The organism is Streptomyces sp. AHA2, from assembly GCF_036857595.1.
GTDB lineage: Bacteria > Actinomycetota > Actinomycetes > Streptomycetales > Streptomycetaceae > Streptomyces.
Genome location: NZ_JAUQWJ010000015.1, coordinates 1 through 14,325, shown reverse-complemented (window position 1 = coordinate 14,325; position 14,325 = coordinate 1). Strand labels below are relative to the sequence as shown.

At 75.0% G+C, this 14,325-nt stretch carries 4 protein-coding genes; 3 read left to right on the top strand and 1 reads right to left on the bottom strand.

The features are described 5' to 3' along the window. Positions 1 to 5: 5 nt before the first annotated feature. From Q5694_RS25785 to Q5694_RS25775, 3 genes are all read left to right on the top strand, one after another. Positions 6 to 6,494 (top strand): type I polyketide synthase, encoded by a 6,489-nt coding sequence (locus tag Q5694_RS25785; RefSeq protein ID WP_333935744.1) that lies wholly within the window; start codon positions 6 to 8, stop codon positions 6,492 to 6,494. A gap of 5 nt (positions 6,495 to 6,499) precedes the next feature. Beyond that, positions 6,500 to 9,619: a type I polyketide synthase gene (locus tag Q5694_RS25780; RefSeq protein WP_333935743.1), complete on the top strand. Its 3,120-nt coding sequence runs from the start codon at positions 6,500 to 6,502 to the stop codon at positions 9,617 to 9,619. A gap of 187 nt (positions 9,620 to 9,806) precedes the next feature. Beyond that, complete coding sequence (locus tag Q5694_RS25775) at positions 9,807 to 12,962, top strand: AMP-binding protein (protein WP_333935742.1); 3,156 nt, start codon at positions 9,807 to 9,809, stop codon at positions 12,960 to 12,962. Positions 12,963 to 13,074: 112 nt separating this feature from the next. Here Q5694_RS25775 and Q5694_RS25770 read toward each other — a convergent pair whose 3' ends face one another. Beyond that, complete coding sequence (locus Q5694_RS25770; protein WP_443040940.1) at positions 13,075 to 13,842, bottom strand: thioesterase II family protein; 768 nt, start codon at positions 13,840 to 13,842, stop codon at positions 13,075 to 13,077. Between the last annotated feature and the right edge of the window lie 483 nt (positions 13,843 to 14,325).

Genomic DNA, 14,325 nt, shown 5'->3' with positions numbered 1-14,325 from the left:
GAGCCATGACGACCGACGACAACGCCGACGTTCTCGCGTACCTCAAGCGGACGTCGATCGAACTGATCGAGACCCGTAAGCGCCTGCAGGAACTGACCGACGCCGCAGCCGAGCCCATCGCCGTGGTGGGCGTCGCCTGCCGCTTCCCCGGCGGGGCGACCTCCCCCGAGGACCTGTGGGACCTGGTGCGCACGGGCACCGACGCCGTGTCCGGCCTCCCGCAGGACCGCAACTGGGACGTGGAGAACCTGTACGACCCCGACCCCGGCCGACCCAACAGCAGCTCCGCCCGCGCGGGCGGCTTCCTCCACGACGCGGGCGACTTCGACGCCGAGTTCTTCGGCATCAGCCCGCGCGAGGCGCTGGCCGCCGACCCGCAGCAGCGGCTGCTGCTGGAGACCTCCTGGGAGTCCCTGGAACGCGCCGGCATCGACCCGCACTCCCTGCGCGGCAGCGACACCGGCGTCTTCGCGGGCCTGGCCTACTTCGGCTACGGCAACCACCTGTTCACCCCGGAGGCCATCGCCGGCTACGCGCAGACCGGCTCCCTGCTCAGCGTGGCGTCCGGCCGCGTCTCCTACACCCTGGGCCTGGAAGGGCCGGCGGTGTCGACCGAGACCGCCTGCTCGTCGTCGCTGGTGGCGGTGCACCAGGCGGTGCAGTCGCTGCGGCAGGGCGAGTGCGGCCTGGCCCTGGCCGGCGGCGTCACCGTCATGGCGACCACGCAGGTGCTGCGGGAGATGACCCGGCAGCGGGGCCTGGCGGCCGACGGCCGCTGCAAGGCCTTCGCGGACGCCGCCGACGGCGCCGGCTTCTCCGAGGGCGTCGGCGTGCTCGTCCTGGAACGGCTCGGCGACGCGCGACGCAACGGCCGCCGCATCTGGGCCGTCATCCGCGGCTCGGCGGTCAACCAGGACGGCGCCTCCAACGGCCTGACCGCCCCCAACGGCCCCGCCCAGCAGCGGGTGATCCGCGCGGCGCTCGCCAACGCCCGCATCCGGGCGGCCGACGTCGACGTGGTCGAGGCGCACGGCACCGGAACCACACTGGGCGACCCCATCGAGGCACAGGCGCTGCTGGCCACCTACGGCCGGGAACGCGACCCGGACAACCCGCTGTGGCTCGGGTCGCTGAAGTCGAACATCGGCCACGCCCAGGCGGCGGCCGGGGTCGGCGGCCTCATCAAAATGATCATGGCGTTGCGGCACGGGCTCATGCCTCCCACCCTGCACATCGACCGCCCCTCCACCCACGTGGACTGGTCCGCCGGAGCGGTCAGCCTGCTCACCGAGGCCCGCGACTGGCCGAGCACACCGGACCGGCCCCGCCGCGCGGGCGTGTCCGCCTTCGGCGTCAGCGGCACCAACGCCCACGTGATCCTCGAAGAGGCCCCCGAGCAGGACGAGGCCCCCACCACCTCCGGGCAGCCGCCCGGTGCCCTCGTGCCGTGGGTCCTCTCCGCGCGCTCCGGGCAGGCGCTGCGGGCCCAGGCGCGCAAGCTGCGCGACTTCGCCGCCGGCACGGACCCGGACCCCGCCGACACCGGCTGGTCGCTGGTGTCCGGCCGGGCCCGGCTCGAACACCGTGCCGTGGTGCTCGGGCAGGACCGCCGGGCCCTGCTCGACGGCCTGACGGCGCTGGCCGAGGGAGAGGAGTCCGCCGCGGTGGTGCGCGGCACCGCCGGCGAACCCGGCGCCCGCGTCTTCATGTTCCCCGGGCAGGGCGCGCAGTGGGCCGGCGCGGCGGGTCCGCTCCACCAGGCCTATCCCGTCTTCGCCGAGGCCCTGGACGAGGTGTGCGCCCACTTCGACACCCACCTCCCCTTCGCCCTCCGGCCGGTGCTCCTGGCCGCCGATCCCGGCCCCGAGCTGCGCGAGCGGACCGACGTCGCACAGCCGGCGCTGTTCGCCCTCCAGGTCGCCCTGTACCGGCTGCTGACCCGCTACACCCCGGCGCCGGACCACCTGATCGGCCACTCGGTCGGTGAGATCGCCGCCGCCCACGTGTGCGGAGCGCTCGGCCTGGACGACGCCACCCGCCTGGTCGCCGCCCGCGGACGCGCCATGCAGACGGTCACCGAGCAGGGCGCCATGCTCGCCGCACGCCTCGGCGAGCCCGAGGCGGCCGCCCTGCTCGGCGCGTACGACAGGGTCGGACTGGCCGCCGTCAACGGCCCCGAGTCGGTGGTCTTCTCGGGCCTGCGCGAACAGGTCCACGCCCTGCGCGACCGGCTCCTGGCCGACGGCGGGTCGGCCAAGCTCCTCCCGGTCGCCCACGCCTTCCACTCCCCGCTGATGGAACCCGTCCTGGACGACTTCGCGGCCGCCATCGGCACCCTGCGGGCCGGCGAGCCCGTCATCCCCGTCGTGTCGACCCTGCTGGGCCGCGAGGCCACCGCCGCGGAACTGACCTCCGCCGCGCACTGGGTGCGCCACGTCCGCGCACCCGTGCGCTTCCACGACGCGGTGGAGCACGCCCGCGCCGCCGGCGCGGACGTCTTCGTCGAGGTCGGCCCCGGCGCCACGCTCACCGGCCTCACCAAGGACACCTTCGCCGGCGCCGGCGTCGACGGCGCCCTGGTCGTCCCGGCCGGCCGGCGCGACCGCGACGCGGCCCGGGCACTGGCCGGCGCCCTGGCCGAACTGCACGTGCGCGGCGTCCCCGTGGACTGGGCCGCCCTGTTCGGCCGGCGCCGGCAGGTCGACCTGCCCACCTACGCCTTCCAGCGGCAGCGGTACTGGCTGGACCTCACGGCCGGAGCGGGACCGGCCGACCTGGCCTCGGCCGGCCTGGCCGCCGCCGCCCACCCGCTGCTGGGCGCCGTACTGGACCATCCCGGCACCGACGAGGTGCACTTCAGCGCCCTGTGGTCGCTCAAGAGCCACCCCTGGCTGGCCGGGCACACCGTGTTCGGCGCGGTCGTCGTCCCCGCCACGGCCTACCTCGACCTGGCCCTGACGGCGGGCGGGCACGTCGGGTGCGCCGCGCTGGAGGACCTCACCCTGGAAGTGCCGCTGCTCCTGCCCGAGACGGGTGACGTGCAGGTGCGCATCGTCGTCGGCGCGGCGGACGAGACGGGCCGCCGCACGCTCCAGGTGTACTCACGCCCCGGCGACCACGCCGCCACCAGCGGCGGTTGGACCCGCCACGCACACGGCAGCCTGGCCCCGGACGCGACGAGCCCTCCCGCAGCCGCCGGCACGGCCCGGCCGCCGACCGCCTGGCCGCCGGCCGGCGCGGTCCCGGTCCCCGTCGACGGCCTCTACGACACCTTCGCCGACGCCGGGTTCGACTACGGCCCCGCCTTCCGCGGCCTGCGCGAGGTGTGGCGGCACGGCGACGACCTCCACGCCCTGGCCACCCTGCCGGACAGCGCCGAGACGGGCGCCTTCGCCCTGCACCCGGCCCTGCTGGACACCGCGCTGCACGCGTCGGTGGCCGGCGGCGTCATCGAGGTGACGGGCGAACAGGGCCGGATGCCGTTCGCCTGGACCGGCGCCCGCCTGACCGGCGCGTGCGGACCGACCGTACGGGTCAGGCTGACCCCGGCCGGCCAGGACACGGTGTCGCTGACGATCACCGACGAGGACGGCCACGCCGTCGCCTCCGTCGCCTCGCTGACGTTCCGCCCGGCCGGTGCCGGGCAGGTGCGCTCGGCGCGCGGCGGGCAGGAACCGCCGCTGTACGAGGTGCGGTGGCGGCCGGTGCCGCCCGTCGAACCGGCCGCCCGCCCCGCGCGGTGGGGCGTCATCGGCACGGACACCGGCCCGGCCGCCCGGCTGCTGCGGGCGGGCGGCGACCGGGCCGTGTCCTACACCTCCCTCGAGGAGGTGCCCCCGGGGGAGCCCCCCGCGCACCTCGTCCTGTGCCCGGACGACATCGCCGTCCCGGCCGATCCGCTCGCCGCGGTCGGCGCCACCGGCTCGCACGTCCTGCGGCAGGTCCAGCGGTTCCTCGCCGAGGACGCGTTCGCCGCGTCCACGCTGGTGGTGCTCACCCGCCTGGCCGTGGACACCGGCACCGGACAGCGCGCCGAGAACCTCCCCGGCGCGTCCGTGTGGGGCCTGATCCGCTCCGCCCAGACCGAACACCCCGGCAGGTTCCGGCTGCTGGACATCGACGACGAGGAGACCTCCCGGACGGCCCTGCCCGACGCACTCGCCCTGGGGGAGGAGCAACTGGCCCTGCGCGACGGCGAGTTCCTCGTCCCCCGCCTCGCCCCGGCCACGCCCGCTGACCAGCGGCTCGAACCCCCGGCCGGCGGCCCGCACCGGCTGGGCATCCCGGACAAGGGCACACTGGAGAACCTGACCTGGGTGCCGTGCCCCGAGGCCGAGGCGCCCTTGCGCGGCGGGCAGGTCCGCATCGCCGTGCAGGCCGCGGGGCTCAACTTCCGCGACATCACCATCGCCCTGGGCCTGGTGGAGCGCACCGCCATCGACGCCGGCATCGGCAGCGAGGGCTCCGGTGTCGTCCTGGAGGTCGCCGACGACGTCACCGCCTTCGCGCCGGGCGACCGGGTGGCCGGCATCTTCACCGGCGCCTTCGGCCGCGTCGCCGTCGCCGACCACCGCCTGCTCACCACCGTCCCCGACGGCTGGAGCCACGCCGAGGCGGCGTCCGTGCCGAGCACCTTCCTCACCGCCTACTACGCCCTCTTCCGCGTCACCCGGCTCGAAAAGGGCCGACGGATCCTCATCCACGCCGCGGCCGGCGGCGTCGGCATGGCCGCCGTCCAGCTCGCCAAGCACGCCGGCGCCGAGATCTTCGCGACCGCCAGCCCCGCCAAGTGGCCGGTCCTGCGCGAACTGGGCCTGGACGACGCGCACCTGGCGTCCTCCCGCGACCTGGAGTTCGCCGAGAAGTTCCTCGCCACGACGGACGGCCGGGGCGTGGACGTGGTCCTGAACTCCCTCGCGCACTCCTTCGTCGACGCCTCGCTCACGCTGCTGCCCGAGGGAGGCCACTTCATCGAGATGGGCAAGACCGACATCCGCGACCCCCGGCAGGTGGCCGCCGACCACCCGGGCGTCACGTACGACGCCTTCGACCTGTACGCGGCCGGCCCGGACACCCTCCAGGAGATGTTCCGCGACGTCATGTCCCTGTTCGTCGACGGCCGGGTGCACCTGCCGCCGGTGTCCGTCCGCGACATCCGCGACGCACGCCGCACCTTCCGCGAGATGAGCCAGGGCCGCCACGTCGGCAAGCTCGTGTTCGACGTCGGCGGCGGCTTCGGCGGCGGCACCGTCCTGGTCACCGGCGGCACCGGGGGAGTGGGCTCGCTCGTGGCGCGGCACCTGGTCACCGAGCACGGGGTGCGCTCCCTGGTGCTGGCCGGCCGGCGGGGAGCCGCCGCCGACGGGGCCGACGCACTCGCCGCGGACCTGCGCGACCTGGGCGCCGACGTCCGTGTCACGGCCTGCGACGTCGCCGACCGCGCCGCCGTGGCGCGGTTGCTCGCCGACATGCCCCCGCGTCACCCGCTGACGGCGGTCGTGCACGCGGCGGGCGTCCTGGCGGACGGCACCGTGGAGTCGCTGACCGCCGAGAGCCTCGAGCGGGTACTGCGCGCCAAGGCCGGCGGCGCGCTCGTCCTGCACGAACTGACCAGGGACCGTCCGCTGTCCGCGTTCGTGCAGTTCTCCGCCCTCGCGGGCACACTCGGCACGGCCGGGCAGGCCAACTACGCCGCCGCCAACGCCTTCCTGGACGGCCTGGCGGCCCAGCGCGCCTCCCGCGGCCTGCCGGGCACATCACTGGCCTGGGGCTGGTGGGAGCAGAGCAGCGGCATGACCGGGGACCTGGACGAGGCGGACCTGGCGCGGCTGCGGCGGGCGGGCGTCGCGGCCATGCCCACCGCCGAGGCACTGGCCCTGTTCGACGCGGCGCACTCGGCCGGCCGGGCCGTCCTCGTCCCGGCCCGGCTGGACCTCACCGCGCTGCGCGACAGGACCGGCCCGGACCTGCCGCCGCTGCTGCGCGACCTCGCCGCCGCCCGCCGCCCCCGCCGGGCGCGGAAGACCGGCGACGACAGCGCCCGCGGCCTGACCGCCCTGCTGGCCGGCCTGCCGGCCGACGAGGCGCACACGGCAGCCCTGGACTGGGTCCGCGACCAGGTCGCCCTCGTCCTGGGCCACCCCTCCGGCGCGTCCGTCGACGCCGAACAGGCCTTCACCCAGCTCGGTTTCGACTCCCTGACGTCGGTCGAACTGTGCAACCGGCTGTCGGCGCGGACCGGACTGCGCCTGCCGACCACGCTCGTCTTCAGCTACCCGACCCCGCGCGAGATGACCGAACACCTCGTCGGCCTGCTGCGCCCGGAACACGGCCCCGGCACCGGACTCGCGACGGACCCCGTGACCGACCTCGGCACGCACGCCGCGACGGCTCCCACGACGGACCTCGGCGCGGGCGGGCCGGCCGAGATGGCGGAACTGACCGACCTGGACCTGGAAGCACTGGTCGACCTGGCTCTGGATGAGAAGAGGTAAGTGAGATGACCGACTCCGCGGAACGCACGGCGGACGGCGCGGACCGGGTCCAGCGGGCGCTCCGCACCCTGCTGGAGGAGCGCGACCGCCTCCGGCGCGAGAACGACGCCCTCAAGGCCGGACGCGGCGAACCCGTCGCCGTCGTCGCCATGGCCTGCCGCTACCCGGGCGGCGTCTCCTCGCCCGAGGACCTGTGGAAGGTGCTCCGCGACGGCCTGGACGTGGTGGACGACTTCCCCGCCGACCGCGGCTGGCGGGACGTGTACGACCCCGACCCGGACGCCACCGGCAGCTCCTACACCCGCCAGGGCGGCTTCCTGAAGGACGTGGCGGGCTTCGACGCCGACTTCTTCAACATCAGCCCCCGCGAGGCGCTGGCCGTCGATCCGCACCACCGCCTGCTGCTGGAGACCTCCTGGGAGGTCTTCGAACGGGCCGGCATCGTCCCCGCCGACGTGCGCGGCTCCGACGTCGGCGTCTTCTCCGGGGTCAGCTCCTCCGAGTACGGCTGGCGCTTCCTGGAGGGCCGGCAGCAGGAACTGGAGGGCTACCTGCTGTACGGCAGCGCACTGAGCGTCGCCTCCGGCCGGGTGGCGTACGAGATGGGGCTGACGGGCCCGGCCGTGTCGGTCGACACCGCCTGCTCGTCGTCCCTGGTGGCCCTGCACATGGCGGTGCAGTCGCTGCGCTCGGGGGAGTGCTCCATGGCGCTGGCGGGCGGGGCGCTGGTGATGGCGACCCCGGCGATGTTCGTGGAGTTCTCCCGGCAGGGCGCCCTGTCGGCCGGCGGCCGCTGCAAGGCGTTCGCGGACGGGGCCGACGGGACCGGCTGGGCCGAGGGCGTCGGCGTACTGCTGCTGGAGCGGTTGTCCGACGCGCGCCGCAACGGGCACCCGGTGCTGGCCGTCGTCCGCGGCAGCGCCGTCAACCAGGACGGCGCCAGCAACGGCCTGACCGCCCCCAACGGCCGCGCCCAGGAGAAGGTGATCCGGCAGGCCCTGGCCAACGCGGGCGTCGCCCCCGGCGAGGTGGACCTTCTCGAGGCGCACGGCACCGGCACCACACTCGGCGACCCCATCGAGGCGTCCGCGCTGCTGGCCGCCTACGGCCGCGACCGGCCCGCGGACCGGCCGCTGTGGCTGGGTTCGCTGAAGTCGAACATGGGCCACGCCCAGGCCGCCGCGGGCGTCGGAGGGGTCATCAAGGCCGTGCTGGCCATGCGGCACGGATACATGCCCAAGACCCTCCACGTGGACGCCCCCTCACGGCACGTCGACTGGTCATCAGGGGCGGTGGAGCTGCTGGTGGAGGGCCGCGAGTGGGCCAGGCGGGACGGTCCGCGCCGAGCCGGGGTGTCCTCCTTCGGCGTCAGCGGCACCAACGTCCACGTGATCCTGGAGGAGGAACCGCCCGCGCGGCCGGCCGGGCAGCGGCAGCCGGAGGCGGCCGTCGCCGGCGGCCTGGTGCCGTGGGTGCTGTCCGCCAAGAGCGCCGGCGCCCTGCGCGCTCAGGCGGGCAAGCTGCGCGACTTCCTCACCCTCGGGACGGACACCGACGGCATGGACGCCGCCGCCGTCGGCTGGTCCCTGGCCTCGGGCCGCTCACGTTTCGAGCACCGGGCGGTGGTGCTCGGAAGCGGCCGGGACGAGCTGCTGAGCGGACTGAACGCGCTGAGCCGGGGCGCCGAGTGCCCGACGGTGGTGAGCGGCACCACCGCCGCACCCGGCGGCGTCGCCTTCGTCTTCCCCGGCCAGGGCTCGCAGTGGGCCGGCATGGGCCGGCAGTTGTACGACGCCTTCCCCGTCTTCGCGCAGACCCTCGACGCGTGCGCGCGGGCCCTGGCCGAATGGGTCGACTGGTCGCTGCTGGACGTCCTACGCGGCGTGGAGGGGGCGCCCGGCCTTGACCGGGTGGAGGTGGTACAGCCGGCGCTGTTCGCGGTGATGGTGTCCACGGCCGCCCTGTGGCGGTCCTGGGGTGTCGAACCGGGCGCGGTGATCGGCCACAGCCAGGGCGAGATCGCCGCCGCCTGCGTCAGCGGCGCGCTGTCCCTTCGTGATGCCGCCCGGGTCGTGGCGCTGCGCTCCAAGGCCCTGGTCGACCTCCAGGGCCACGGAGGCATGGCCTCGGTCGCCCGGTCCGCCGACGAGGTGGCGCAGCGACTGGCTCCTTGGGGCGACCGGGTGAGCGTCGCCGTGGTCAACGGGCCCGGCTCGGTGGTGGTGTCCGGGGAACCGGACGCGCTCGACGAATTCGTCGAGAAGATGAAGGCCGACGGCGCCCAGGCCAGGAGAATCCCGGTCGACTACGCCTCCCATTCCCCGCAGGTGGCCCGAGTGCGCGAGAAGGTGACCTCCGCACTGGCCGGAATACGCCCGGAGACATCGGGCCTGCCCTTCTACTCGACGCTGTACGGCGAGGTCGTCGACACCGCGGAACTGGACGCGGAGTACTGGTACCGGAACCTCCGCGAGAAGGTCCTGTTCGAAACGTCCGTGCGGCGGCTGGCCGACGACGGCTTCCGGGTCTTCATCGAGATGAGCCCGCACCCCGTGCTCACCGTCCCGGTGCAGGAGGTCGTGGAGGACCTGGACGACACGCTGGTGCTGGCGTCCTCGCGCCGGGACCGCGACGAGGTCCGGTCCCTGCTCGGCTCCCTGGCCCAGCTCCACGTCCGCGGCGGACGCGTGGACTGGGACGCCCTGTTCACCGCACGCCGCCGGGTGGATCTGCCGACGTACGCCTTCCAGCGGCAGCGCTACTGGCTCAGCTCCTCGCCCGCTGCGGCGGCCGCCGCCGAACTGCCCGCGACGCAGCCGCCCGCCGGGGACGACCAGGCCGTTCCGCTGCCGGAGCGGATCGCCGCCCTGCCCGGCGCCGACGCCGAGGAACTCGTGCTGGAGCACGTGCGGGAGAAAGTCGCCGTCGTCCTCGGGCACTCCTCGGCCGACACCGTCGGACCCGACCAGGAGTTCAAGGAGCTGGGCTTCGACTCGCTGCTGTCGGCGGAGCTGAGCAAGCGCCTGACCGTCTCGACCGGACTGAGACTGAAGCCGAACCTGGTGCTGCGGCACCCGTCGCCGCGGCGCATCGCCGGGCACATCCTGTCCTCGCTCGCTGCGTAGCACGTCCCGCCGGCGGGACACGGCAAGGGCCGCGACCCGGCCCGTCCCGCCGGCACCGGGGTGTCTTGAACGGCCGATTCACCTCCCGGAAGGTGGAGGTGATCCGCGAAGTCCCGAATTCCCGGGCCATTTTGCTGAGGGGTTGATCTGTGTGCCTTCGTTCGGTGCGTCGTCTGCGCATGTAGGAATGTGGCGAGCGCAGGAAATGGCTCCCGACACGCCGAACCACGCGCTGACCATGTGGGACGTGGACGGCGAGCTGGACACGGCCGTCATGGAGACCGCCTTCCTGCACGTGATGGGCGAGGCGGAGGTCTTGCGCGTCAACTTCGTCGACGAGGGCGGCGGACTGCGCCTGGTGCCCCGGGAGCTCGGCGACTGGCGGCCGTTCTCGTGGGATCTGACCGCCGAGGCCGACCCGGAGCAGGCGGCCCGCGAGGCCCTGGCCGACCTGGTGCGCAGGCCGTTCGACCTGGCACGCGACCTGCTGTTCCGGCTGGGCGTGGTCAAACTCGCCGACGACCGCTTCCTGCTGGTGATCGCCTACCACCACCTCGTCTCCGACGGCTTCGGCGCCGGCGGTCTGCTCTCGCGGCGCCTGGCCGAGGTCTACACGGCGCTGGTACGCGGCGAGCGGGTGCCCGAGCTGCCCCACCCGTGGGACACCGCCTCCTTCGCCGACGAGGCGGTGCGCTACCTCGCCTCGCCGAGGTTCGCCGAGGACACGGACTTCTGGCGCGACTACCTCAAGGACGCGCCCCCGCCCGCACAGGTCCCCCGCGTGACCCTGTCCGAGGCCCGGCGCACCGCCCTGTCGCAGCCGCTGAGCAGCGCCGACCGCTGGTCGGAGGTGGCCGAGGCCATCGGTATGGTGAGCCGGACCCTGACCGTCCCGCGCGCCGAGGCCGACCGGTGGACCGAGGCCGCGCAGTCCCTGGGCGTGTGGCTGTCGCAGATGCTGACCGCCGCCGCGGCGGTGTACTTCCGCCACCGCTGCGAGCGCCCGGAGTTCCTGCTGTCCCTCGCCGTCGGCAACCGCGTCGGCGTGGCGAGCAGGACACCCGGCCTGGCCGTCAACGTGGTGCCGGTGCGGGTGAAGGTCCCGCTCGGCGCGACGTTCGCCGAGGTCGCCGAGAGCCTCGCCGACGAGACGTACGAGATCTTCGACCACACCGCCTGCCACTACTCCGACATCCAGCGCGCGAGCGGGACCGCCCTCGGCGGCCGCGGCAGCTTCGGCGCCGTCGTGAACGTCGCCGAGTTCGCCGAGCAGCTGCGCTTCGGCGACAGCCCCGCACGCTACTCGGGCGCCACCACCGGCACCTTCGAGGAGCTGTCGATCGGCGTCTACACCGACGGCAGCCCCGACAGCGACCTGTTCATCCGGCTCGACGCCCCGGCGGGCCTGTACCACCGCGCCGAACTGCGCTTCATCGGCGAGGAGCTGATCTCGTTCGTCCGCGCCGGGCTGGAGGCCGGCGCCCGCCCGGTCGGCGCGCTGGACGTGGTCGGGGGCGAAGAACGGGACCGGGTGCTCGCGGCACCGGACACCTCCGGGGCGCCGCTGCCGGGACTGACCGTCCCGGAACTGTTCGCCCGGCAGGCCGAGCGCGCCCCCGACGCCGTCGCGCTGGTCGCCGGTGACACCGAGGTCACCTACCGGGAGCTGGACGAGCGGTCCGGCCGGCTGGCCGCGGCGCTGCGCCGCCGGGACGTCGGCCCCGAGACGGTCGTGGCGGTCGCGCTGCCCCGGTCGGTGGAGCTGGCCGTCGCCCTGCTGGCGGTGGCCAGGGCCGGCGGCGCCGCCCTGCCCCTCGACCCGGCGGCCGCCGCCGGCACCGCACCGGCACGCCTCCGGCTCACCGACGCCGCCACCGCCCGCACGCTCCCGGCCGGTTCGGACCTGCCGGTGCTGATCCTGGACGACCTGCTCACCGACGAGACCGACACCACCGCCCCCGGCGCCGCCCGGCCGCATCCCGACAGCCTGCTGGCCGTGCTGCACGGAACCGGCCCGGACGGTGCCGCGAGGCCCGTCGCCGTCACCCACCGCACCATCGAGCGGTTCGTCCTGGACCGCCGCTGCCGGGACGCCGGGCGCGGCACCGTGCTGTGGCACGCGCCCCACGCCTGCGACGCGCTCGCCCTGGAGCTGTGGACGCCCCTGCTGAACGGCGGCCGGGTCGTCGTCGCCCCCCGAGGGGAGCCGGACGGCGACGTGCCGGCCGGACTGCTCGCGGCCCACGACGTCACCACGCTGTGGCTGCCCGCCGCCCGCTTCACCCGGCTCGCCGCCATGCACCCCGAGCGTCTGGCCGGCCTGCGCGAGGTGTGGACCGGCGGCGACCGGGTGCCCCCGGCCGCGCTGCGCCGGGTCCGCGAGGCCTGCCCCGGGCTGACGGTCGTCACCGGGTACGGCCAGGCGGAGACGACCCTCCTCGCCGCCTGCCACCCCCTGCCCGCGGGCGAACCGGACAGCTGTGCGGAAGCCCTCGGCCACCCGGTGGACCACACCGCCCTGTACGTCCTCGGCCCCGGCCTCGCCCCGGTCCCCGTCGGCGTGACCGGCGAACTGTACGTGGCCGGGCCCGGCGTGGCCCGCGGCTACCCCGGACGGCCGGCGGCGACCGCGGAACGCTTCGTGCCCTGCCCGTTCGGCCCCCGCGGCGCGGTCATGTACCGGACCGGGGAACGGGTGCGGTGGACCGCCGGCGGCCGGCTCGCCCACGTCGGTCACGCCGGCACGGCGACCGACGTGCGCGGTGTCCGCGTCGAACCGGCCGAGGTCGAGCAGGCGCTGTCCGAGCACGCCGGCCTGGCCCAGGCCGTGGTGGCCGTGAAGGAGGACGGCTCCGGGCAGCGGGGCCTGGCGGCCTACGTCGTCCCGGTGCCCGGCACGAGCGTGTCCGCCGACGAACTGCGCCGGTTCGCGGCGGACCGGCTTCCCGAGGCCCTGGTGCCGCCGGTGTTCACCGTCGTGGACCGGCTGCCGCTCACCGCGGGTGGCCGGGTGGACCGGGCGGCCCTGCCGCGGCCCGCGGCCGGCGACGACACCTACCGGGCCCCGCGCAACGACACCGAACGGATCCTCGCCGAGGCCTTCGCCGAGGTGCTGGAGGTCGACCGGGTCGGCATCGACGAGGACTTCTTCGACCTCGGCGGCAACTCGCTGCGGGCGATCCGGCTGGTCGGTCTGATCCGGGCGCAGCTCCATCAGGAGGTGTCCATCCGCAAGTTGTTCGCGGCCCGCACCGTCCTCGCCCTGTCGGACGTGTGCAAGGACCTCGGCCGCTCCAGCCGGCCGGCGCTGCGCAGGCGCACGAGGGAGGGTGCGGTCCTGTGAGCACCGCGGCGCACACGACGCCCCGGCTTCGACCTCGCTGCGCGAAGCCGCAGGGGGCGGCACGGACCAGGTCCGTGCCGCCCCCGGGCGGTTGTGCGGCCCGACGGGCCCGTCAGGAAGCGGCCGCCCCGGTGAGGAGTTCCCCGGCGACGACCGCCGCGATGTCGCCGGGCCGCTCGTAGAGGTAGAAGTGACCACCGGGGAACACCTTCACCGCCACGTCCCCGCGGCTGTGCGCCCGCCAGGTCCCGGCCTGCTCGATCGTCACCACCGGATCGCTGTCCCCGACCAGCACGGTCAGCGCCGCGGTGATCGGCTCGGCCTCGCGCCACGTGTACGCGCCGAGCGACCGGTAGTCGGCCCGCAGCGCCGGCAGCACCATCTCCATCATGTCCGGGTCGTCCAGCATCGACTGATCGGTGCCGCCCAGCCTGCGCACCTCGGCGAGGACGTCGTCGTCCCCGTAGTGCGCGAAGTGGGCCGTGCTGTGCGCGTCCGGCGCCCCCCGCCCGGACAGGAACAGCCGCCGCGGCCCCGGAAGCGGGCCCCGGGCGAGCGAGCGGGCCGCCTCGAACGCCACGAGCGAGCCCATGCTGTGACCGAACAGGGCGTACGGGCGTCCCGGGTCCGCCGCCACCACCTGTGCCAGCTCCTCGGCCACCGCCCCGGCGAGCAGGGACAGGTCCGTGAAGGGCGCGTCGCGATGCCGGTCCTGACGACCCGGATACTGCACGCACATCACGTCCAGATCCGCGGGCAGCGCCTGAGCCAGGGTCCTGAACGCCGTCGCCGAACCGCCCGCGTGGGGGAAGCACACGAGCCGCGGCCCGCTCCCCGGGGTGGTGAAGCGCCGGAACCAGGTGCTGTTCACAGTGTGCATCCCTTCGTCTGTGCCGGCCCGCCCACGCGAGCGACCCGCCGGTGCCCTCGGGGGGTGCGGGCACCGGCGGGCGGTCCATCGCCCCGCGGGGGCCAGAATGCCCGTCCGTCACCGGAGCTGATACCCCCAGCATCCCGTTCAGACCTCGACGGGGGTTCGCGGGGCGGTGGAGTGCCGCCGGGGCGGCCACGGCATCTCGACGCGGGTTCGCGCGAGCGCCCCTCTATCCGTGCCGCATAGCCTCCGGCGAGGTGCACGACCCGCACCGCGACGCGTGTCCGCCGACATGTCCGCCTGCGCTTGCGGACCAGCCCCGACAGGAGCGACACAAGTATGTCCGTGGTAGCCACTTCCCCCGGGACGACGGGGACGCGTGACAAACACGTCCGTCGTCTGGACCGGGTGGTCATCAGGTTCGCGGGTGACTCGGGTGACGGTATGCAGCTCACCGGTGACCGTTTCACCTCGGAGACGGCGTCGTTC